Annotated in this window: 12 protein-coding genes; 11 read left to right on the forward strand and 1 reads right to left on the reverse strand. The window is 67.5% G+C overall.

The genetic code is table 11. The features are described from left to right. Nucleotides 1–1,305: 1,305 nt before the first annotated feature. From ACOYYX_RS35215 to ACOYYX_RS35235, 5 genes are all read left to right on the forward strand, one after another. Nucleotides 1,306–3,366, forward strand: a complete 2,061-nt coding sequence (locus ACOYYX_RS35215; RefSeq protein WP_422931706.1) for a DUF1583 domain-containing protein — start codon at nt 1,306–1,308, stop codon at nt 3,364–3,366. Nucleotides 3,367–3,476: 110 nt separating this feature from the next. Beyond that, the gene (locus tag ACOYYX_RS35220) at nt 3,477–6,212 is read left to right on the forward strand and encodes a sigma-70 family RNA polymerase sigma factor (RefSeq protein ID WP_422927332.1); all 2,736 of its coding nucleotides are present in this window, start codon (nt 3,477–3,479) and stop codon (nt 6,210–6,212) included. A gap of 886 nt (nt 6,213–7,098) precedes the next feature. After that, nucleotides 7,099–12,636, forward strand: coding sequence for a beta strand repeat-containing protein (locus ACOYYX_RS35225; RefSeq protein WP_422927333.1), 5,538 nt, complete (start codon nt 7,099–7,101; stop codon nt 12,634–12,636). A gap of 250 nt (nt 12,637–12,886) precedes the next feature. Next, nucleotides 12,887–13,633, forward strand: coding sequence for a 3-keto-disaccharide hydrolase (locus ACOYYX_RS35230; RefSeq protein WP_422927334.1), 747 nt, complete (start codon nt 12,887–12,889; stop codon nt 13,631–13,633). 102 nt (nt 13,634–13,735) lie between these two features. Beyond that, complete coding sequence (locus tag ACOYYX_RS35235) at nt 13,736–15,484, forward strand: reverse transcriptase family protein (protein ID WP_422927335.1); 1,749 nt, start codon at nt 13,736–13,738, stop codon at nt 15,482–15,484. Nucleotides 15,485–15,540: 56 nt separating this feature from the next. Here the strand turns inward: ACOYYX_RS35235 and ACOYYX_RS35240 are convergent, their stop codons facing one another. Further along, a complete protein-coding gene (locus tag ACOYYX_RS35240; RefSeq protein ID WP_422927336.1) occupies nt 15,541–16,077 on the reverse strand; it encodes a hypothetical protein in 537 nt (178 codons plus the stop codon). Nucleotides 16,078–16,564: 487 nt separating this feature from the next. Between ACOYYX_RS35240 and ACOYYX_RS35245 the strand changes: the two genes are divergently transcribed. From ACOYYX_RS35245 to ACOYYX_RS35270, 6 genes are all read left to right on the forward strand, one after another. Further along, nucleotides 16,565–16,963: a BlaI/MecI/CopY family transcriptional regulator gene (locus tag ACOYYX_RS35245; protein ID WP_422927337.1), complete on the forward strand. Its 399-nt coding sequence runs from the start codon at nt 16,565–16,567 to the stop codon at nt 16,961–16,963. Continuing rightward, complete coding sequence (locus ACOYYX_RS35250) at nt 16,960–20,211, forward strand: M56 family metallopeptidase (protein ID WP_422927338.1); 3,252 nt, start codon at nt 16,960–16,962, stop codon at nt 20,209–20,211. Before ACOYYX_RS35245 ends, ACOYYX_RS35250 begins: the two co-directional genes overlap by 4 nt. 367 nt (nt 20,212–20,578) lie before the next feature. Beyond that, the gene (locus tag ACOYYX_RS35255) at nt 20,579–21,226 is read left to right on the forward strand and encodes a 50S ribosomal protein L25 (RefSeq protein WP_422927339.1); all 648 of its coding nucleotides are present in this window, start codon (nt 20,579–20,581) and stop codon (nt 21,224–21,226) included. Between the two features lie 41 nt (nt 21,227–21,267). Further along, nucleotides 21,268–21,840 carry an aminoacyl-tRNA hydrolase gene (gene pth / locus ACOYYX_RS35260; protein WP_422927340.1) on the forward strand — a complete coding sequence of 191 codons (573 nt, stop codon included), beginning with the start codon at nt 21,268–21,270 and terminating at the stop codon, nt 21,838–21,840. 148 nt (nt 21,841–21,988) lie between these two features. Beyond that, on the forward strand, nt 21,989–22,396 hold the full coding sequence (gene rpsF, locus ACOYYX_RS35265) for a 30S ribosomal protein S6 (RefSeq protein ID WP_422927341.1): 408 nt from the start codon (nt 21,989–21,991) through the stop codon (nt 22,394–22,396). 235 nt (nt 22,397–22,631) lie between these two features. Further along, nucleotides 22,632–23,168: a single-stranded DNA-binding protein gene (locus tag ACOYYX_RS35270; RefSeq protein WP_422927342.1), complete on the forward strand. Its 537-nt coding sequence runs from the start codon at nt 22,632–22,634 to the stop codon at nt 23,166–23,168. Nucleotides 23,169–23,346: the final 178 nt, after the last annotated feature.

The raw sequence follows: 23,346 nt of genomic DNA on the forward strand, positions 1-23,346 counted from the left end.
GCGGCCCTGGCGAAGCACCTGACCGACACCGCCGCCCAGACAACCGCCGATCAGGCCTGCCACGCCGCCGTGCCCGCCCTGGCACGGGCCGAGACGAGGGCCGCCGCGCTGGCCCTCCTGGAAGCCACGGCGAAGTCCCTGGCCAACGGCTCGGGCGAGGAGCCCCTCGCCGGCCTGAGCCTCGTCCTCGGCCGCCATTATCACGGGCAGAAGAAGGCCGACGACGTGCGGAAGTCGCTCAAGGCCTACGCCTCGGCCCTCGACCGCACCCTCAGCGGCAAGAAGGGGGACCCCGCGCTCTCGCTCCGCAAGGGGAACCACCTGCGGCTCGCCCGCGAGCAGCTCCGGCTCGGCCTGCTCGCCGAGGCCCTCGACACGCTCGGCCAGTTCGCCGAGGCCACCACGCCGCAGGCGGGGGATCCGCCGGCGGGCGAGGTCCTCGCGATGCTCCGGCTCCGCCTGCAAGGACTCCCCGCGGCCGAGCGCCTCGCGCTGCTCAAGGCCTGGAGCCTGCCGACCGCCGAGCGCAAGTCGGCGCGGGTGCTCGCGGGCCTGGCCCCGCGAGAGGTCCCGCCCGCCGCCTTCGGCCTCGGCTCGATCGGCGACGACGCGATCCTCGGCACGGCCGACCTGCTGATCGCCGCCGCGAAGGAGCAGGGGGCCCTCGAACCCCTCGCCGCCGAGGCCGAGCAGGCCGCCGCGGCGAAGATCGCCAACGCCGAGCCGCTGGCCATCCTGATCGGCCTCGCCCGAGGCAAGGGCGACGAGGCCATTCCGAGGCTCAAGGCGCTCCTCGCCAGGCTCCCCGGCAAGATCCCCGCCGAGCCCGAGACGACCCCCACGCCCCCCGCCTGGCCCGATATCCTCGTCGCCCTCGCCTGCCTCCGATCCGATTCGGCTGAGATCAAGGCGCAAGGGAAAGCCATCGCGAAGGTCCTCCTCGACCACGCCCGCAAGGTGTCGAGCGATGCCCTGGTCGCCCCCCTGCAACGCGAGCTGGTGCAGGCGCGGTCCGTCGCCGCCTCGGGCAAGCCGCTCGGCGAGCATACAGCAAACGGCCTCGCCCACTGGACGCCGATGGTCGTCGCGCCCAGTTCGGCCTCGGAGCCGGGTGAGGCCCTCTGGCTCGGCGACGAGGGGACGCGGGCGCTGGCGCACGTCTCCGGCTCGGGCCGGGACCTGCTGACCTTCAGGGCCCCGCTGACGGGGACCTTCACCGTCTCGGCCCGCGTCTCGGCCGCCGAGTTCCGCCAGGGGCACCTCGCCTACGGCGGGCTCGTGTTTGAGCCGCTCCGACACAAGGAGATGAAATCGGCCTTCGATACGTTGCTCTACAACAACACGGGGCAGCATGCCATCGCGTTCCGCTCGGGCAAGGTCTGGCCCCTGAACGGGCAGGAGCCCCTGGAGCGCCCTTGCCGGTCGTTCGGCGCCGAGGACGAGGCCAGGCTCTCGCTCGAGGTCACCCCCGAGAAGGTCCGCTGCCTGGTCAACGGCCACCTCTTCTACGAGGCCGAGGGGAACCCGGCGACGAGCAGCCCCTGGCTCTCGCTCTACGCGGCCGCCGGCCGATCCGCGACCTTCCGCGACGTCGAGATCCGGGGGACGCCCACGATCCCACGCCAGCTCGACCTCGCCGCCGACCCCCGCCTCTCGGGCTGGCTCCCCGGAGTCGAGGGGGACACACTCCCATCATGGAAGCTTGCAAATGAACATACCTGCGACGACGACGCCCACCTCGACTGGTCCCTCGCCGGGGAAGGTGAGATCCGCGGCCGTCGCCTGGACGCCTCGACCGCGCCCGGACCGGTCCCCGGCCTGTTGACCTATCACCGCCCGATCCAGTCGGGGGAGACCGTCCGCTTCGAGTTCCTCGCCGAGCCCGGCGTCGTCGAGGCCCACCCGGCGCTCGGCCGCCTCGCGTTCCTTCTCGAACCCGAGGGGGTCCGCGTGCGCTGGATCTCCCCGCATCCCGAAGGGGACTGGACGGCCCTGGAGCCCGACAATGCCGTCGCGATCCCCGGCGCCCGCCGAGGCCCCGACCGCCTCCCGATCAAGTCCCGCGAATGGAACCACGTTGCCCTCGCGATCCTCGACGATCGCATGACCATCGAGCTGAACGGGGCGCTCGTGTACGAGTTGCCCCTGGCCCCGGGGCAGTCGCGCCGATTCGGGCTCTACCACGACAAGGCCCGGACCTCGGCGAGGGCCCGTCACATCGTCCTCGCCGGCCCCTGGGGCGACTCCCTCGCCGCCGAGGTCGCCGGCAAGCTCGAGGCCCCTCGGCAGGGCGTCGCCCCCCCCGATGCGAAGACGCTCGACGCGCTCCTCGACCGCAAGCCCACGCCCCCCGACGCCACCGTCCGCGTCGAGGCCCCGAAGGTCGAGCACTGGAACCTTTCGACCTCGGGCAAGACGCATGAACTCATCTACGACCGTCCCATCGTCGGCGACTTCGCCCTCTCGGCCGAGCTGGCGATCGCGCCGGTGCCCGTCGAGCTGGGCTACGGCGGCGTGCGGTTCGGCGTGAGCGACGACCGCAAGCACTACCGCTGGTCGAACGGCGAGCGGAAGGGGGAGGGGGCCTTCGACCCGCCACTCCCCGGCGACAAAGCCTGGTTCAAGGCCGAGCTGGCGATCAAGGGCTCCGAGGCCGCCTTCTCGGTCGACGGCCGGCGGGTCCACGCCGAACGCCTGGCCGACCGCCCCGACCCGTGGGCGGTCGTGAGCGGGCTCCCGGCCTCGGGCGAGTCCGTCCGTTCGCTCCGGGTCGTCGGCGAGCCGAGCGTCCCGCGACGCGTCGAGCTCTCGCCCCTCGCGGGACTGAGGGCCTGGGCGATCGTGCCTGAGCCCGAGCCCCGCGGCGAGCACGGCCCGGCCTACTGGGCATGGCACGGCGAGCATCTCGTGGGGACTCCCTTCTACGACATCCCCGAGAGCCGCCAGGAGAGCCGGCTCGTCTACCGCCGCCCGCTGCTCGAGGATGGCGAGGTCTCCTACGAGTTCTTCGCCGAGGACGCGAGCCGGATGGTCCACCCGAGCCTCGGCGAGACCGGCTTCCTCCTCGCCCCCGACGGCATCAGGGCCGTCGACTTCCCCCGGCCCGACCACGACGACGCCCCTCGAGAGAGTCGCCTGACCGACAAGCCGCTCGCGATCCGGCCGAACGACTGGAACCAGCTCCGCCTGGCGCTGTCCGGCGGCAAGGTCACGCTCAGGCTCAACGGCGAGGTGATCCTGGAGCAGCCCTGGCCCTCCGACGCCCCGCGCCGGTTCGGCCTCTTCCATTACCTCGACGAGACCGAGGCCGTCGTCCGCCGCCTCGCTTACGAAGGCGCCTGGCCCGGCGCGTCGCCGAAGCCCTGACGCGTTCGATGATGATGAAACCCGGGGCTCGTCGGGAAAAGTCGTATTCGGACGCGGGCGGGACGTGACTAAGGGGTATCGAAACGACCCGAACCGGGGAGCCCCGCATCATGGCCCGAGCCTCGTCCTGGATCTCCCGCGACATCGAGACCCTCTTCCGCGTCGGGACGGCCGACGGCCTCGGCGACCGCCTGCTGCTCGACCGCTTCCTCGATGGCGGCGACGACGCGGGCCCGGCCTTCGAGATGATCGTCGCCCGCCACGGCGCGATGGTGCTGGGGGTCTGCCGACGAGTCGCGGGGGACGACCACGCCGCCGAAGATGCCTTCCAGGCCGCGTTCCTCGTCCTCGCCCTGCGTGCCCGGGCGATCCGTCGCCGGGAGTCGCTCGCCCCCTGGCTCCACGGCGTCGCCGCGAGGGTGGCTCGCCGGGCGCGTGACGCGGCCTCGCGACGACGTCGCCGGGAGGTCGTGGTGGAGTCGCCGGAGCCGTTCGCGACGGAAATGCTCGAGGCCGAGGCCGATGAGCTCCGGCTCGTGCTCGACGAGGAACTCGGCCGGCTCCCGGGCAAGTATCGCGACCCGCTGGTGCTCTGCTACCTGGAGGGCCTCAGCCAGGAGGAGGCCGCCCGAGCCCTGGGCTGGACCAAGGGGACGGTCTCCGGTCGGCTCGCCAGGGCCAAGGAGATCCTCCGCGGGCGCCTCTCACGCCGGGGCCTGGCCCCGACGGCCGGATTCCTCGCGACGCCCCTGACCTTGCCATCCGTGATGCCCGCGCCCCTCGCGACGGCCGCGGTCCGAGCCGCCCTGGCCGCGACGATCGGCATTGCCGAGGCGTCGGGCCTCCCGGCCTCCGCCCTCGACCACGCCAGGCGGACAATCCAAGCCATGACGGCGATCCGCTGGGCGACGATCTCCGCGATCTCCGCCCCCCTGATCCTGATCGCGCTGGGCACGGCCGGGGCCTGGTCGATGGCCGCACGCGACGACAGCCCGGCCCCCGCGAAGGTCCCCCATCGCGTTGCCGGGAAGATCGCCGATGACCAGCTCCCCCCCTGGGCGACGCAGAGGTTCGGCTCGACCCGGTTCCGCCACACGACGAGGATCGAGAGCTTCGCCGTGTCGCCGGATGCCACGTTCGCGGTCGCCGCCAGCGGGACGCGGATCTCGAACAGCGTCAGGGCTTATGACCTGGCCACCGGCCGGGTACTCAGCAACTTCGAGGATCTGCACGACGTCACCTCGGTCGCCATCTCGCCCGACGGCAAGACGGTCGCGATGACGCAGCGCGAGGTCTCGGCGTTGGCCCCGACTCTTCGTCTCTACGACACGGCCAGCGGCAGAGAGACGGCCCATATCACCTATCCCCCGAATGACCCCCTCCAACGCAGCGGCCTGCTTGGCTTCGCGCCAGATGGGAAGCACCTGATCGTCGAGGCGGCAGACAGAGTGTCGATGCACCTGATCCGCCTGGATAAAGGCGAGGTGGTGAGGACGTTCCAACTTGGCGGTTACATCTTCGCGGCGGTCCTCTCCCCGGATGGCAAACGTATCGTCGCCGGCGGATATGACTACGACGGGAACCACGACCTTGCTCGCCAGTGGGAGTTGGACACGGGCCGGGATCTGGGCCCCATCCTCTCGGCGAAGGGCACCGTCCGTTGCGCCGCTTACTCCCCCGACGGCACCACCATCGCCCTCGGCTACGAGGCCAGGAAGGCTCGCATCGAGATCGTCGACGCCGCCACCGGCAAGCGACGGCTGGAGATCCCATTCCCCGAGGATTCCATCCGGTCGCTCGCGTTCTCCCCTGATGGCAAGACGATCGCCGCATCCGGCGACTCGACCACGAGGTTGTTTGACGCCTCGGGCAAGGAGCGGTTGAAGATCGATCGCCGGGCGATCGGCCTGCGATTCTCGCCCGACGGGGCGACCCTCATCGGGGCGGTCGCGGGGATGATCGAGGTCTGGGAGACGGCCACGGGCCGATCGCTCGTCCCGGCGGGGGGAGAGAGCCCGGTCGAACAGATCGCTGTCACGCCCGACGGCAAACGCATCGTCACCCTCGGCGGAGAGGGGGACGGGCACGTCTGGGACGCCGCCACCGGCGAGCATCTACGCCGGGTGGGCATGAGCTGGCAACGAGGCTTCGCCCTCAGCCCCGACGGCCGGCTCCTGGCCTGGTCGCATGAGGATGACACGATCCAATACCCGAGCGAAGACGCCCCCGGCGCCACGGAAACCGGCAGTCGGCTTCGCCTGATGGACCTGACCACCGGCGAATTCATCGAGCGTTTCGATCCCTTCGAGGGCAGTGCCAACGTCCTCTCCTTCGCCCCCGACGGCCGGACGCTGATGACCGCCGACCGCATCGTGCGAGTCTGGGACCTGGCGACGGGGAAGGTCACGCGTCAATTCGCGGCCACCTGGAAACCACGGGCACGAATCTGGCGCTCGCGCTTCTCGTTCGACGGCACGCAACTGGCGATGATGTACCAGGGAGAGACGCGCGGCCTCTCCGTCGATTCCAAGTTCATGGTCTGGGACATCGCCGCCGGCCAGGAAGTCCCCGGCCCGACTCCGCGCTGGTTCACCCCCGAATTGCAGGCGTTCGCCGCGGACGGCAAGACGATGGCGGTCGCACGCCCGCCCTACGGGTCGGCGATCCAGTTGCAGGAGGTCGCCACGGGCCGGGTCCTCGGGGAATTCCTGGGCCCCCCCGCCCGGGTCACCTCCCTCGCCTTCGGCCCCGACGGTCGTCTCTACATCGGCCTGCCGGACGGGACCGTCCTGGCCAGGCCTCCCCACGCCCCAGGCTCCCCGCCTGCCGGCCAAGACAGACCGTGACCGCATCGCGAGCCGCACCACGCCGAAATCATTCGAATAACTGACACGTCAATTAATTGTCCTTTATTATCAACTCGGCACCCCAAGTGGATTTACATCGAAAAATACCGTCATTAGGATGTTCGCGTTGAAGCGACCGCGTCCTCGATTCCGGGCCGACGAAGTCCCACGAATTCGGAATCTCCGAAGGTTTCTCGGATTCGACGTTTCGATTCTGTATCCAGGGCGCAATCTAGATGAGCGCGTGACATTTTCCCTGAACATCAATCAGAACCTCGCCCCAAACAAGGGCTTTTCCCCTTAGTTTTTTCGGGATTGGACTTCGAGGTAGGCCGGGTCGAACCAGGGTTTCCCCCATCCCTCCCCCCCACGACTCGTGTTGCCCGGACGCAGCTTTCGTCCGCCCCGCCGTTGGTGTGCGGGAAGGCCCGGGCATTCCATCACTCAGTTCATCCTAATCGAAGCCGCTCCACGGAAGGGGGCATCGGCATGATTGGCAACGTGCAGGAAATTCTCTAGGTCCCGACAGCGATCGCCGCAATTCTCCCCCCCTCCATCGTACGCTCGACCGCCAGAATGTTTTCATAGGTTCATACAATCGCCGGTCATGAGGTCGGCCGGCCGGTTTCGAGCCTTCGGGCTCGCATCCGATGGCGAGGGTCATGAGACGGGGTCGTCAATCGAGTCAGGCGTGAGCGACAGGGCACGGTGTGTCGCCCTTCTCTCGACAATCGCACGAGTTCGGTGACGACCCAGGGCGTCGGACAGGAAGGCGCGGCGGGCCAGGCCGATCGGCCGGATCCCCCCCGGTGATGCTGCGCCTTGCATCCTCGTTCCGAGCCCCGATCGGACACACACAACCAGCGCAACTTCATCGAGAACGACCATGCTCAACAGGATGCACCGGGCCAGTCAGAGCATCATTGATCGACTGTCGAAGTCCTCCAGGCGTCGCCACGTCAAGAGGCGCGAGGATTGGCTCCATCGGCTCTCCATGGAATACCTGGAAGAGCGCGTCGTCCTCTCCAACATCAGCTGGATCAACCCGCAGGGGGGCGACTGGGACGTCGCCTCCAACTGGAGCGCGGGCCGGGTGCCCAACGCCCAGGACGCCGTCACGATCGCGACGGCGAATCTCAGTATCACGCATTCGTCGGGCGCGAATGACTCCGTCCAGAGCCTCACGAGTGCGTCTCCCATCACGCTGTCCGGCGGATCACTGCAACTCGCCGCCGCCTCCAGCATCAACGGGGCCTTGAACGTCTCGGGCGGGAGCCTCGTCGCGAAGGGGAGCCTGAACGTCCAGAGTATCGCCCTCAGCTCGGGGAGCCTGACGTCGGGCGCGACGATGACGGTCGGTCAGTTCGCCTGGAGCGGCGGCAGCGTCTCGGGCACGGGCCAGATCAATGCGACCGGCTTCAAGACGGCGACATCGAACCTGTCGCTCTCCAACGCGGCCATGACCCTGAGCTCCACCGGCCTCGCGCTGGCCGGCGACGCGAGCCTGCCGCTGGTCGGGAACGCGCATCTCTCCGGCTCGATCGCCAATGCCACGACGTATAGCCTGACGGCCCAGGTCCCGACCATCACCATCGGCGGCCTCGCGTTCACGAGCGACACCGTCACGCTCGCCAATGGCGCGCTCTCGCTCTCGGGCACGACCAGCCTGCCGGTCGTGGGTTCCGCGACCCTCTCCGGCACCATCACCGACGCCAGCCACTACAGCCTCTCGGCCCAGGTCCCGAGCCTCAAGCTCGGCGGATATTCCCTCACCGGCGACACCGTCACGTTCGCCAACGGCGCATTCTCGGTGAAGGGCACGGCCACCCTGCCGATCATCGGCTCCTCGACACTTGCTGGCACCTTCAAAGATCAGTGGAACTACAGCCTCTCCGCCCAGCTCCCCAGCCTGACGGTCGCGGGATTCACCTTCGCGAATGACACCGTCACCTACACCAAGGGCATCCTCTCCCTCTCGGGATCGGCGACCCTCCCGACCATCGGCTCGACGCCCCTCTCGGGCACAATCAATGACATTTGGAATTATACACTATCGGGCCAGGCCCCGAGTCTGAAGATCGGCGGCGCCACTTTCACGAATGATACCATCACCCTCTCCAAGGGGATCCTCTCGGTCTCCGGGACTGCGACCGTGCCGGTCGTCGGGCCCACGACCCTCTCCGGCAACATCACCGACGCCTCCCACTACAGCCTCTCGGCCCAGGTCCCGAGCCTCAAGCTCGGCGGATATTCCCTCACCGGCGACACCGTCACGTTCGCCAACGGCGCATTCTCGGTCAAGGGCACGGCCACCCTGCCGATCATCGGCTCCTCGACACTTGCTGGCACCTTCAAAGATCAGTGGAATTACAGCCTCTCCGCCCAGCTCCCCTCGGTGAAGGTCGGCGGGTTCACGCTGACCAACGACACCGTCACCTACGCCAAGGGTATACTGTCGGTCTCGGGGACGGCGACGTTACCTGTCGTCGGCTCGGTCCCCCTCTCGGGGACCATCAACGACGCCTGGACCTACTCGCTCGCGGCGCAGGTGCCCTCGATCAGTCTCGGCGGCTTTGCCCTGAGCAATGACACGCTGACGCTCTCCAAGGGGGTCGTGACGCTCTCAGGGACGGCCACTCTGCCGGTGATCGGCTCGGCGACGCTCTCCGGATCCATCACCGACGGCACCCACTACAGCCTCTCGGCGCCGGTCGCGAGCTTGACGCTCGGCGCTTACGCCCTCACGAACGACACGATCACCCTCGCCAACGGTGCGCTCTCGATCAAGGGCACCGCCGCGCTGCCGGTCATCGGCTCGGTGCCGCTCTCGGGCACCTACAAGGATCAGTGGAACTATAGCCTCTCGGCGCAGCTCCCGACCCTCACGGTCGCCGGGTTCAGCTCCACGAATGACACCGTCACTTACGCCAAGGGCGTTCTCTCGCTCTCGGGGGCGGTGACCTTGCCGCTCGTCGGATCGGTGCCGCTCTCGGGCACAATCAAGGACACCTGGAACTACTCGCTCACGGCGCCATTGCCGACGCTCACGGTCGCCGGCTACTCCTTCAGCAACAACACGGTGACGCTCTCCAAGGGTGTCGTGACGCTCTCGGGGACGGCCACCCTGCCGGTCATCGGCACGTTGCCCCTGTCCGGCACCATCACCGACGCCACCCACTTCAGTCTCTCCGCGACTCCGGGGGACCTGAAGCTCGGCGCCTTCACGATCTCCGGCCCCACCGTGACGCTGACAGAGGCGGGGGCCGTCGCGACCTTGAGCCTGGCGGGCAAGGCGAAGCTCGCGGCCTTCGGCAGCGCGAGCCTCGTCGGCACGGTCGACTCGAGCGGGACGTTCACCCTGACCGCGCCGCTTCCTTCCGTGAGCCTGCTCGGCGGCCTCGTCACGTTCAGCTCGATGTCGGCCATCATGACGGCGAGCGCGGCGGGGGTCTCTGTGGGGATCGGCGGAACGGGGACGGTCGCGAACATCGGGACCGTGAACTTCAAGGGGACTGTGAACGACGAGGCGAACTACAGCCTCACGGGCCAGGCGAAACTCAGCATCGCCGGCTTCACGATCGACACGGCCAACTTCACCCTGGGGACGCAGGCCCTGGGCGTCGCCTTCACCTTGCCCGTCCCCGACATCGGCGACGTGGGCTTCACCGGTTCCTACGGCCCCGGGGGTCAGTGGTCGCTCGGTGCCACGTACCCTGGCCCGGTCCAGGTCGGCCCGGTCACTCTCACGGACCTCGGCTTCGTCCTCGCGTCGGATAGCCTGACCCTGCAGGCCACCGGGACGATTGCCGACCTCCAGGCGCTCGCCAACGTGAAGGTCACGGCCCAGATCTTCTACGACGGCCGATTCATGATGACCGCCGACGCGCACGTCGTGCAGGTCGGCCCGTTCAGCCTCGGCGAGGCGATCGTCAAGATCGGCGACGACTACCCCGACAAGCATTTCGAGATCGACGTGCATGCCGTGGCCGGCTTCCCCAACCTCGGCGCGGGGATGACGCTCGACGGGGTTATCATCAGTTCCACGAACTATCACTTCACGGGCACGGACAAGCTCAACATCGCGGGCCTCTCGATCACGAGCGTGCAGGCCACGCTCGACAGCACCACCGGGTTCACGTTCAAGGGTAGCTGGAACTACGGCATCCTCACCGCGACCGTCTCCGGCACCATTGGAGGCGATGGGCATGCCCACTTCGAGGGGAACGCCACGGCGGGTGCGCTACTCGGCGGGTTCCAGACCAGCACGTTCTCAGTGATCGTCGACGCGAATCCCGCCGCGAAGACCTACTCGATCGACGCATCCACGACCCTGGATGTTGCCATCGCGAAGCTCAACCTGACGGCACACTCTTCGTTGGGTTCCTCGGGGTGGGATCCCCTCGTCTTCACGGCCACGGCGAGCATCGGCGGTGCGCTCTCGTCGATCCTGAGCGGGACGGCGCTCTTCACCATCGAACCGAACGACATCGGGTTCCAGGGCTCCCTCAGCGCCCCGAACGGCCTGGGGAACTTCAATGTCAACGGGAAGGTCTTCGCCGACGGCACCTTCCAGGTGGGGGGCTTCCTCGGCAGCGCCGGCCAGATCCTGGCCGCGGATGCCGCCAAGCTCCTCAATCAATTGGGAGCCTCCGCGAGCCAGATCGCCGGGGCACTCAAGTCGGCCTACAACTCCGCGGACCAGGATGTCGCGAGCATCCTTCATCAGCTCAAGGTCGACCTCAACACGATCGCCGATGCACTCCAGACGATTTACCAGGATGACCTTTCCTCGCTCGCCAAGGCGCTGTGGAACCATGCGACCACCGATGTCTATGGCCTCATCGATACGCTGAACCCTCGGGCGAACGGCGTGGCCCAGCTGCTCCTGGTCCTCTGGAACGACGCCAAGGTTACGGCGGATCTGGGGACGCTTTTCGACGAGGTCTGGCTCAGCTCGGCGGGCTCGGTCGGGGTCGGGGGGCTCGTCGGCGGTTTCATCGGGGCGGGCTTCGTCGCGAGCAACTCGTTCGAGGTCGCCAAGTTCCTCCTGAATACGGCGCATGTCGGGCTGGGCGACACCGCGAAGGGGATCTCCGACTGGCTCGGCGGGAACGCGCCGGCGGCCTTCTGGGCCATCGCCAACGGCGCGAGCAGGGGTCTCGGCAGCGCGGTCGTCGGCGTCGTCAGCGGGGGCCTCGTGGGGAACAGCGCGAACGAGGTCGCCAGGTTCATCCTCGGCAAAGCCCAGGGTTCGCTCTCCGACGCCGCCAGGGGCATCGCCGATTGGATCGGAGGCTCCAACGGGCAATACAATGCCTTCTGGGGCATCGCCGTCGGAGCCGGCCGAGGGCTCGGCGATGCGGTCGCAGGCATCGTCGGCGCCGGGATCGTCGCGAACAGCTCTTACGAGGTCGCCAAGTTCATCCTGGGCACGGCCCAGGGTTCGCTCGGCGACGCCGCCCAGGGCATCTCCGACTGGCTCGGGGGGGGCTCCAATGGCGAGTACTATGCGTTCTGGGGCATCGCCAACGGGGCGGGCAAGGGTCTCGCCAGCGCGATCGTCGGCTCGATCAGTGCCAACTTCGTGAAGAACGACACCTACGAGGTCGCCAAGTTCATCCTGAACATCGCCAAGGGCTCGCTCTCCGACGCCGCCAAGGGCATCTCCGACTGGATCGGCGGCACCTCGGGTCAATACTACGCCTTCTGGGCCATCGCCACGGGGGCGGGCAAGGGGCTCGGCAACGCGATCGCCGGGTTCGTCGGGGCCGGATTGTTGAACAACAACTCGTTCGATGTCGCCAAATTCGTCCTGAACACGGCCCAGGCCTCTCTCACCGATACGGCCAGGGGGATCTCCGACTGGCTCGGCGGGAACCCGGCGGCGGCCTTCTGGGCCATCGCCAACGGCGCGGGCAAGGGGATTGGCAACGCGATCGCCGGGGTCGTCGGAGCGGGCTTCGTGGCGAATGACTCATTCAAGGTGGCGCAGTTCATCCTGAACACCGCCAATGGCACGCTCGCCGATACGGCCAAGGGCATTTCCGACTGGCTCGGCGGGAACCGGACGGCGGCCTTCTGGGCCATCGCCAACGGCGCGGGCAGGGGACTCGGCAGCGCGGTCACCGGCCTCGTCAATGCCGGCCTCGTGGCGAACAGTTCGTTCGAGGTCGCCAAGTTCATCCTGAACACGGCCAATGGCACGCTCGCCGACGCCGCCAAGGGGGTCTCCGACTGGCTCGGCGGGAACCGGACGGCGGCCTTCTGGGCCATCGCCAACGGCGCGGGCCGCAGCTACGTCGACGCGACCTGGGGGCTGATCAATTCCGGTCTGCTGGGAAACAGCTACAGCAGCGTCTCGGGATACCTGTTCAGCATCTTGAGCTATGGGGACGCCGTGGCCGTCCTCAACTCCATCTTCTGAGCGACGGTCGGCGATCATCCAACCTCGCTCGACATCCAGGCGGAGGAGGCCTATCGAGCGGCCTCCTCCGCCTGGCGTTTCGAAGGGGCAGGGGCCGCCGTGCCTCTCATCCGAAAACCGGGGTGGACGATGACTCGCGGGGGCGCTCCCGTTTGCTTTCGGGGGGCCTCCGTTTTAACATCGAGCCGAGTTCGATCGTCGGAGGTCGTCCGAGGGTTCGATCGGTCGAGTCATCAGCGAGGTGGGATCGATGCAAGCGTCGTCCTCTGGCCGTGGTCGGGCCTTCGCGTTCTTCTGGCTCTGCGTCGCCCCTGCATTGGCCTCGGGGGCGGAGCCGGGGTGGGTGGACCTCTCGCCGCTCGACGCCTGGAAGTCGCCCACGGGGGCCTGGGAGGTCGTCGGGGGGGTGCAGCCGGATCCGAAGAACCTGAACCGGCTGGCGTCGACGCCGGGCTCGGGGATCCTCGTCAACGGGCCGATCGGGCGCACCACGAACCTGTTCAGCAAGGCGAGCTACGGCGACATCGAGTCCCACTTCGAGTTCCTCATCCCGAGGAAGTCGAACTCCGGGGTGAAGTTCCAGGGGTTCTACGAGATCCAGATCTCCGACAGCCACGACGCGAAGACGGCCACGGGGAGCGACTGCGGCGGCATCTACCCCCGCGCCGAGCTCCTGCCGATCTACAAGCACATCGACGACGGGTACGCCCCCAGGACCAACGCCGCCAGGCCTTACGGCGAGTGGCAGACCCTCGACGTGACCTTCCGCGCCCCCCGGTTCGACGAGGCCGGCAAGAAGGTCGCCAACGCCAGGTTCGAGAAGGTCGTGCTCAACGGGCAGATCATCCACGAGGACGTCGAGGTCAAGTCCCCCACCGGGCACGTCTGGCGTCAGAAGGAGGTGGCCGAAGGGCCGATCCTCCTCCAGGCCGACCACGGCCCGGTCGCCTTCCGCAACATCCGGGTCCGCCCCCTGGCCGCGTCGACCGCCCCCTGAACCGAGGCACGAGCCCAGGCCGTCGAAGCGCGTCGACCGCGAGCGAGGCCCGCATCCCGGCCCCGACTCGGCCCCGCCCACTCCATCAAGGATGACCGATCCATGGGTCTCTTGGGACGACTCCTGCAATTCCTCTTCGGGCGCCCGCAACCGAAGGCCCCCGAGATCCAGCCCCGACGCGCGACGCCCCCCGCACGCCCCGAGGACGCCCCCGTCGTCGTGCCGATCCCGCCGGTCGTCGCCCCCATCGCGCCCGTCGCCGAGGGCGAGCCGGCGGCCCCCGCCCCCACGCCGGCCGCCGCCGAGCCCCTCGCGCCCGTCGCCGGGCCGCCCCCCGAGGCCACGCAGGATCCTTACTTCTCCGCCCAGGCCGCGAAGGTGCCGGCGGCGCGCAAGGAAGGGGAGCTCGGCCTCGACGCCGACGACTTCCTGCCGATCACCCGCAAGGAGATCAAGGCCGAGGCGAAGGGGATGAACCTCTTCGCCAACGCCTGGTTCGGGCGCCGGGACCTGATCCCCCCGGCCGACGACCCCCGGACCAGGCTGATCGACCGCGCCCTCGTCACCAACGGCCTGCTGAGCCCCGAGGAGCTCGCGGAGATCCATCAGGCCGGGATCGAGCACGACTGGCTGAGCCCCGCGCTGTCCGCCGTCGAGGCCGAGGCCGTCCTGCAAGGCGAGGCGGCCATCCTCGCCGATCGCGAGGCCCGCGAACGGCTCAAGGCCCGGAAGAAGGCCGAGGCCGCCGAGCGCAAGCGGGCCCGCGAGGAGGCGATATCGCGCGACTTCGCCACCGACATCCGGTTCCTCGGCCGCGGGGTCTCCGCGAAGCTCGGCGACCGCACCAGCAACGTCGAGTTGCTCCAGTCGAAGGGCCTCCCCGTCATCAGTACCCCCGCCGAGCTGGCCGAGGCCCTCGCCCTGACGATCCCGAGGCTCCGCTGGCTCGCCTTCCACAACGAGGTCGCGACCCGGACCCACTACGTGCAGTTCTCCGTCCCCAAGCGGAGCGGCGGCACGAGGACCCTGAGCGCCCCGCACAAGAGCCTTGCCGTCGCCCAGCGCTGGGTCCTGCTGGAGATCCTCAACAAGCTGCCGGTCGAGCCTTGTGCTCATGGGTTCATATCCGGGCGAGGGATCGTCTCGAACGCCTCGGAGCACGCGGGGCGGGGCCTCGTCGTGAACATGGATTTGCAGGACTTCTTCCCGAGCATCGGGTTCCCTCGGGTCCGCAAGCTGTTCGAGACGCTCGGCTATTCGCCCGCGGTGGCGACGATCCTCGCCTTGCTCTGCACCGAGTGCCCCCGCCGTCTCGTGCAATACGAGGGCCAGCCCTACCATGTGGCCACGGGGCCTCGCGGCCTGCCGCAAGGGGCCTGCACGAGCCCCTCGCTCTCGAACCAGGTCGCGCGTCGCCTCGACCGCCGCCTGACGGGCCTCGCCGGGCGCCTCGGCCTCTCGTACACGCGCTACGCCGACGACCTGTCGTTCTCGGGCGACACCGAGTTAAAGCCGAAGGTCGGCTACCTGATGGCCCGGATCCGCCGCATCGCCCAGGACGAGGGCTTCGCCGTGAACGAGGCCAAGTCGCGCGTCCTCGGCCGCAACTCGGCCCAGACCGTCACCGGCCTCGTCGTCAACGAACGCCCCGGCGTCCCCCGCGACGAGATCCGCCGCATCCGCGCCATCCTCCACAAGGCCCGTACCGAAGGCCTCGACCAGCAGAACCGCGAAGGCCGCGACAATTACCTCGCCTGGCTCCGCGGCAAGATCGCGTATATCTCCATGTCTCGCCCGGAGGTCGGCCAGCGCTTCAAGGACGAGCTGCAGGCCTTGCTCCAGAAGCCGTGACGGTCCCGCGGCCGGTGGTCTGTGGAGTGGCTATCGACGGCGCGACGATCGCAAGATCAGCCCTCGCTCCGATATCGCCGAAGATACGGCACCTTGCCTTTCTCCAAAAACTTGTCGTTCGCATCGCGAGGGTAGAGGGTGAGCCCCCTCTGGGCCCTGTCGTCGTCGTGAAAGCCGCAGGTCGAGACCCCGAGCTGATCGAACATCAAAAATCCCAGAGTCTCGATCGGATTCGGGTCGAGTCTGAGCAACGAGGGGTTGGGATCGGGGTGTTCGGATGCGGACCACAGTGGCGAACCGCAGAGCAGCAAGCCGTAGTTTCCTGGGGAGAAGCCAAAGTGGGCGACGGTTTCCTTCTCGTCGAATCCTAAGTTAAGACAATACTCCTCCCACCAATCGCAAATCCCACTCCAGCGTGTCGGCGGAGAACTGTCATCAGGGGCACCGAGGAGGGCATGGACCTCGGCTCGCGTCATGCCGAAGCGGATCGGCAACGCTCCGACATAAGGCTGGATGTCGAAGGTCCGCACAAGGCCTATCGGCGATCTCCCAAAATACGGCTTTAAAACAAGCCAAGCCAATGCGTAGCACACACTCTCAATAAGCTCGGCCGAGACCAGCGGCCCTCTCCATCTCTCCCGGCGAAATGAAGGCCCATCAACGACGATGGGGCTGCCCCAAACCCCGGCCGGCCCACCCCCCAAGGGTAGCCACGATTGTCCCAATCGCGGCCACCCACAATACCCCACAGTTAAAGTGTTGGCCCATGTCCCAAGCGTGCCTTGCGCAGCCAATATCGAGGGCTTCAGGCAATAGGTTAAGCTACCGAATCACGGAGTAGATGGTCTTAACTCGGGGCATTGCGTCGATCCAGATATGACAAGAACCGCCGAGCCATGATCTCAGCAAGTCGAGGCGATCGAGCGCGGTCGGAAGCCGCCAGGCGTGGCAATCCGGGGCTGAGTCGGGGCTCGCTGAAGAGGCATACCTCTCGAAATCGGGGAAGGCCGATTGACAGCCGCCGGGCCCTTTCCAATAATACCCATCGATGCGTACTTCAAGTCCGTAGGAAACCTCCTCATGGCAGGCAAGAGTCCGTCCGCGCTGAGCGGGCGAGAGTATGCGATCCTGAAGATCCTCTGGGAGCAGGGGCCGCTGTCGGTCCGCGAGGTCCGCGAGCGGCTGGATGGCGGGGAAGAAGGGGAGATCCCCTATACGACGGTCCTCAGCCTCCTGCAGCTCATGGAGAAGAAAGGATACGTCGGCCACGAGGCGGACGGGAAAACGTATCGGTACTCGGCGAAGGTGGCGCGGGCGAAGACGACGAAGATGGTGATCGGCGACTTCCTGAGCCGGTTCTTCGACGGCTCGGTCGAGGCCCTGCTGATGGGCCTGGCCGAGGGGCGGGAACTGACGCCCGAGGCCTGGGAGAAGCTCAACGACGAGATCAGGAAGCGGGAAGGGGGGCCTCCGCGATGATCGCGATGAACGAACAGACCTGGCGGTGGGTCGAGCTGGCGGGGCACTGGCTCCTGGCCTGGACCCTGGTCGTCCTCGCCGTCGCCGCCTGGATCGGGGTCGCGCGACCCCGGCGGGTCGCGCTGCGATACTGGGCCTGGTGCTCGGCCACCTTCGCCGGCGCGGCGCTGCTGCCGATCTTCCTCCTGCTCGGCCCTCAGGTCTCCTGGAGCGAGGCCCTTGCACGCATCAACGTCGGCGTTGATGTTGGGACGAGGCCTGTCGAACGGAAGGTCGAGACGTCTCGGGAACGGTTCGTCTCCTGGTTCGAGGGGTACTCCGCGTTCATGCCGCGGGAGGAACCTCAAGAGCACGAGAAGGCCGTGCAGCAAGGCCCCGCAATGGGGGCTATGGTGGAGGCCTCGACGACGGAAGTCACGATGAAGGTCGGGCGCGAGGGGAATCGCTGGGCCTCGGTCGTGATCGCGGCCTGGGCGTTGGGGTTCGCGGCGTTTGTCGCGAGGCTGATCGTCGCCGCGGCGAGGGTCCGCACTCTGATCGCCGAGGGCGAGGCGGTCGCGTCTTCCCACGAGCTTGCGGACGAGATGGAAGCGTCGAGGCAGGCGCTGGGGCTGCGTCGACGGGTCAGGCTGATCATCCACCCACGGATCAAGGCGCCCTTGTGCGCGGGGCTCCGCCGCGCGACGATCCTCTGGCCGACACGGGAGAATTGCCCGATGACGCCCGATCAACGCAGGGCGAGCCTGACGCACGAGCTGGCCCACCTGAGAAACCTCGACGACTGGGTCGGCCTGCTGGCCGAGGCCTGGCGGGCGACGGCCTGGTTCTATCCGCCGGTCCACTGGCTGCTCGGGCGGTTGCAGCTCGAGCGCGAGTCTCGCTGCGACGAGATCGCCGCCGGGCATCTGGGGAGCCCCGAGTCGTATGCGCGCTGGCTGCTCGACCTCGCGCCGGTCGGGGTCCGACCGCCGGCCCTGGCGTCGTCGCTGCTCGGGGGCTCCGACCTTGCGATCCGGATCCGACGCCTCCTCGACGGCCGATCGCTCGGCTCGAGGCCGCTCGGCCGAGGACAGGTGCTGATGTGTGCCTGCCTGGCCCTCGTCCTGCTCGGGGCCGCCGGCTCGGTGCGACTCGTCGGCTTCTCGGCCCTCGCCGAGGAGCCGAAGGGGAAAGCCGAGGCCGCAGCCGTGGGGGATGATGCCCCGCTACCGGAGATCAAACCCAAGGACCTGGCCGCGAAGATCGTCGAGTCGCAGGAGCGGTACAAGGCCGGGCTGCTCGTCGTCGAGTTCGAGGAGGAGCGCGGGCCGTTCCCACCCGCTCGCGGCGCGGCGGCAAAGAAGGACGATAAGACCGAGGGGGAGGAGATCAAGTTCCCCGGCCGGTTCCAGTACGCGGGTGACGGGCGGCGTTGGCGAGTCGAGGAAGACACGATCACGACGAACTACTCGACCAGGAAGAACATGCCCCTGCAGACGGCTTCGGGCTTCGACGGGTCTCGCCATTACAGGTGGACGTCTCAGGGCAACCTGGTCGTCCTCGGCGAGTCGGACCTCTCCGGCCCATCCTGCTCGCCGCTGGAGAAATTCTGGCACACCAGCAAGAACCTGCTGGAGATGCTCGACAAGCCGGACGTCAAGATCGGGCAGAGGACCGTCGACGGCGTCCGCTGCTATACGATCGAGACGTCGACGACCGTCGATGGGATCTTATGGGGGACGGAGTACGTCGTCTCGCCCCGACGTTCGTATCTCGCCGTAGGGCTGACGTATCAACGGGGCGGGCGGGTCTACTTCTCGCATCAGCTCGAGGCCTTGCGCCAGAAAGACCAGGGACTCTGGTTCCCGTCCCGGATCACGTCGGGCTCGGTTCCGGAGCCGGGCAAACGACTCAATCAACACGCGGTACGCCGACAAATGCAGATCATACGGTGCGAGCCCGGCGGGACCTTCCCCGACGAAGACTACCGGTTCAAGCTCCCCGCCAACGCGGACGTCCGGGACCTCGCGACCGGGACGAGCTATGCCAACGACCCCTGGTGGCCCGAGGTCGGCAAGCTCCTCCGCGAGAAGTTCGATTGGCCCAAAGTCGACCTCGACCCATTGAGGCGCGTGCAGACGCACGGAGAGCCCCCCAGCCTCGGCAAGGCCGCCCCCGCGTTCGAGGTCGTCGAGTGGATCAACTCGCCGCCCCTCGACTGGGCCGGGCTGAAAGGCAAGGTCGTCCTGCTCGACTTCGCGGCCCTCGGCGTGAATCACGAGGCCTTCGCCCCGCTCCGGAAGCTCCGCGAAACTTATGGGGGGCTCGGCTTCGAGGTCATCTCGATCATGACGCCCCACGATGCCCCGGACGAGGTGCGGCAGCTCGTCAAGGAGCTGGACATCAAGCACCCGGTCGCCATCGACCGTCCGCACGAGCCCGACTATGGCGCGATGCGCAAGGCCTTCGGCATGACGAACGAGATTTCCTCCTTCCTCGTGGACCGCGAAGGGGTCATCCACAAGATCCCCCTGGAGCAGTTGATCCCGGAGCTGGTCCGCCTGCTCAAGACCCCGAATGGCCCCGAGGTCGAGCCGCTCTCGCTCGACCACGCCGAGTTCAGCGACGACATGAGAAAGGCCGTCGACGAGGCCTGGCAAGGGTGGACCAGGCAGGAGGTCACCGACGCCAGGATCTCGGGCAAGGTCATCGACGCGACCGGCCAGCCGGTCCCCAACGCGAAGGCCACCCTCATGCTCCGGGCGAGCGTGCAGATGTTCTCCAACGCCCATTTCATGTTCCAGGCCGCCGACAAGCGCGAGGCCGCGACGGGCGCCGACGGCTCCTTCACCTTCCCCAACATCGGCAAGGGGAACTATGCGATCCGGGTCACCGCCCCGGAGCTGGCGACGGTGGAGCGGCTCACGGTGATCGAGCCGGGCTTCGCGGAGAACACGGTCCTGGTCGACATGCCCCAGGGAGACGTGATTCGCGGCCAGGTCGTCGACGAGGAGGGCAGGCCGGTCGTCGGCGCGGAGATGGTCCTCAACGAGCGCAAGCTGCCGCACCCGAACGGCTCGGAGACCAATTACAACGACTTCCTCGAAGGGAAGGTCACCGACGAACTGGGGCAGTTCCGCTTCCACGGGCTCTCCGAAGGGGTGTACAACCTGAAGGCCAAGCTGGACGGCTTCCTCGAGGCCAAGGAAGAGCGCGTGCCCGCAGGCTCGACTGAAATTCGGTTGCTACTCCGGCGGGCGGGGAAATGAACCGCTTCGGCTCGCGTGGCCCGGGGGCGACGCGAGCCGTCGGCAATCGCGCGTCGATCGGGGCGATGAGTCCTGGCGTCGCGGGCCCGAATTTGCGAGATTGTCGCGGGCGACGAGTCTGGGCGACCTTTGACGAGGCCGGACCGCCGGGTTCCTCGGCGGACCACCTTGTTTTTTCGCGGTTTCCTCTTGAATCGTCAGGGTCGCTTTCTCATAATCGCTCGATGCGCGGTCCGCTGGGCCGCATTTTTGATTTTTGGGACTTCACCGGTGCCTCAGGGGGACTGGATTCCCCAAGGGCGGAGCCCGGCCCCTTACTCCTGTTTCTTTTGAGGACCTCGTTGGCGGGGTCAGGCAAAGGCGATTTATGGCGGACGCGGTCAAGATTGCGGTCGCAGCACGCGACCCTCAGAAGAACAAAGGGACAGGATCCCGGGTCTCGCGCCGGCTTCGGGCGAAGGGTCAGATCCCGGCGGTCATCTACGGCCACAAGCAGCCGGTGGTGACGATCTCGGTGCCTCGCGACACGGTCTGGGACATGATCAAGAAGTCGACCCACCTGGCGGAGCTGAGCTTCGAGGGCGGGACGAGCGAGACGGTCATCGTCCGCGACATCCAGTGGGATCACCTGGGCAAGGAGATCATCCACCTCGACTTCGCGCGGGTCAGCGCCGAGGAATCGGTCGAGACCGAAGTCCGGCTGGACATCCGCGGCACGGCCCCGGGCGTGAGCGAGGGGGGCATCCTCGAGCAGCCGGTGCACGCCATCTCGGTCACCTGCCGCGCCAACGCGATCCCCGACTCGATCCGGATCGACGTCAGCAACCTGCACCTCAACCAGTCGATCCACGTGAAGGAGCTCGTCCTTCCCGAGGGCGTGAAGGCGAACGCCGACGCCGACCTGGTGCTGGTGCACGTCGTCACGCCGGGCGCCGAGGCCCCCGCCGCTGGCGAAGGCGAGACCGCCACCCAGCCCGAGGTCATCAAGCCCGAGCGGAAAGACAAGGAAGAGTGAGCCTGATCCCGGCTCTCGCGGTGATGTCGGGGTCCTAGAGAATGTGGAAACTGGTCGTCGGGCTGGGTAACCCCGGTAGCAAATATCAGGGGACCCGGCATAACATCGGCTTCGAAGCCATTGACCGACTTGCCGCCGGGGGCTCCGGGGCGACGTTCACGAAGAAGTTCGACGGCCTCCTCGCCGAGGCCGAGATCGACTTCCGCCGGGTCCTGCTCCTGAAGCCCGAGACGTTCATGAACCTCAGCGGCCGGTCGGTCGGCCAGGCCCTGAGGTTTTACAAGCTGGAGTTGGCCGACCTGCTCGTCGTCTGCGACGACCTCAACCTCCCCCTGGGGAAGCTGAGGCTCCGGGGCGGTGGCTCCGACGGCGGGCAGAAAGGGCTCCGAGACATCACCGCCCAGCTCGGGTCGGACAACTATGCCCGACTCCGGATCGGGATCGGAGACCGAGGCCCGATCGACGCCGCAGATTTCGTCCTCAGCCGGTTCCGCAACGCGGAACGGCCCCTCATGGACGACGCCTTGATCCTCGCTTCCCAGGCCGTGGCCGTCTGGACATCCCAGGGCCTGGCCGCCGCCATGAATCGATTCAACGGACCATCTTCCCAATAGTGGTCGGTGGGATCTCGGGCGAACCAGGCCGAGCCGAACCGCCCAGGGCCCCTCGAAGGACGAGGGCCCGGGACGACCGCAAGCGACGACCGGGCTCGACTTCGACACCGATCCACCCGACTTTTGAGGTTTCCCAGAGGAGTGCGACTTGGCTATCAACACGTATGAGGCGATGTTCCTGCTGGATAGTGCGAAAGTCGCCGTCTCGTGGGACGATTCCGTCAAGCATGTCCACGACATCCTGACCAAGCATGAGTCCGAGATCGTGGCCAGCCGGCAGTGGGATGAGCGTCGGCTCGCCTACCCCGTCGAAGGCCACAAGAAGGGGACGTACCTCCTGACCTACTTCAAGACGGACGCGTCCGCCCTGAAGGAGATCGTCGCCGACTGCCACCTGAGCGACCTCGTCCTCCGCGAGCTGATCCTCAAGGTGCACCCGAAGCTCGTCGACCACCTGGTCAACCAGGCGATGACCTCGACCCCGAATGTCGAGGAAGAGAGCGGCCGCGAGGAAGATCACGACGAACGCCCCCGGCGCCGTCGTCGCGACGACTGAACCTGACCGTTCGGTGCGAAGGCTTCGACAAGCATCGCGATCGATCAGCGCCCTAGAACCGATACGGCCGGCCTATCGTTACCCCAATCCGAGTGCTGCTCGGTGTTTCCGCCCTGAGGCTCTTGTGGGCCTTTTGGCGTTCTGGTACGTTGCTCGTTAGGATACAGGCGTTTATCTCCCAACGAGCGGTTCGAGCCGGATCGGTTTGCCGCTGGTCCTTTGGAGGGACTTGTCGATGGCCGACTTGAATAAAGTGTTTATCATGGGTCGCCTGACGTTCGACCCGGAACTGCGTTACACCCCCAGCGGCTCCGCCGTGACCGACCTCCGGATGGCCACCAGCCGGACCTGGTCGTCGAAGGACGGGGACCGCAAGGAAGAGACGCTGTTCATCGATGTGACCGTCTGGGACCGACAGGCCGAGAACTGCTGCCAGTACCTCCGCAAGGGCAGCGGCGTCCACGTCGAAGGTTCCCTCAAGATGGACACCTGGGACGACAAGACGACCGGCGAGAAGCGATCGAAGATCCGCGTCCAGGCGGATCGCGTTCAGTTCCTCGACCGCAAGGACGGCGGATCGAACGGCGACAGCGGCGAATACGGCGGCGGAAGCAGCAGCTATGCCCCTCCCGCCGCCAGGGATTCGCAGCCGAGGCGAGGCGGGCCGGCCCCCGAACCACGAGGCGGGCGGGCCTTCACTCCCTCCAACAACAACAACACGAACCGCCGGCCTGCCGAGGCGGATTCGGACGACGAAGACATCCCGTTCTGATCTTTCGTGAGTCTCGAAGGGCAGGGCGGGGGATCGCTGGTGAGGTAGTTAGCTGGATGGACGGGAAGGCGGGCGGGCGTTGGCCCTCCGCAGGCTCCCGTGACCCCGGCCGACCGACGAGACTCTGGCGGAGCGGGTCGTGACCCACGCGGCCAGGTCGGATCCGCGACAGTCGACA

Source organism: Singulisphaera chitinilytica, from assembly GCF_049331405.1.
Lineage (GTDB): Bacteria > Planctomycetota > Planctomycetia > Isosphaerales > Isosphaeraceae > PoT.

Bases quoted from the DNA above. Each gene is read 5' to 3' on its own strand.
- ACOYYX_RS35225 (WP_422927333.1), top strand. From the start codon at position 7,099: ATGCTCAACAGGATGCACCGGGCCAGTCAGAGCATCATTGATCGACTG.
- ACOYYX_RS35215 (WP_422931706.1), top strand. From the start codon at position 1,306: ATGAAATCGGCCTTCGATACGTTGCTCTACAACAACACGGGGCAGCAT.
- pth (WP_422927340.1), top strand. From the start codon at position 21,268: ATGTGGAAACTGGTCGTCGGGCTGGGTAACCCCGGTAGCAAATATCAG.
- ACOYYX_RS35270 (WP_422927342.1), top strand. From the start codon at position 22,632: ATGGCCGACTTGAATAAAGTGTTTATCATGGGTCGCCTGACGTTCGAC.
- ACOYYX_RS35255 (WP_422927339.1), top strand. From the start codon at position 20,579: ATGGCGGACGCGGTCAAGATTGCGGTCGCAGCACGCGACCCTCAGAAG.
- ACOYYX_RS35220 (WP_422927332.1), top strand. From the start codon at position 3,477: ATGGCCCGAGCCTCGTCCTGGATCTCCCGCGACATCGAGACCCTCTTC.
- ACOYYX_RS35235 (WP_422927335.1), top strand. From the start codon at position 13,736: ATGGGTCTCTTGGGACGACTCCTGCAATTCCTCTTCGGGCGCCCGCAA.
- ACOYYX_RS35245 (WP_422927337.1), top strand. From the start codon at position 16,565: ATGGCAGGCAAGAGTCCGTCCGCGCTGAGCGGGCGAGAGTATGCGATC.
- ACOYYX_RS35230 (WP_422927334.1), top strand. From the start codon at position 12,887: ATGCAAGCGTCGTCCTCTGGCCGTGGTCGGGCCTTCGCGTTCTTCTGG.
- ACOYYX_RS35250 (WP_422927338.1), top strand. From the start codon at position 16,960: ATGATCGCGATGAACGAACAGACCTGGCGGTGGGTCGAGCTGGCGGGG.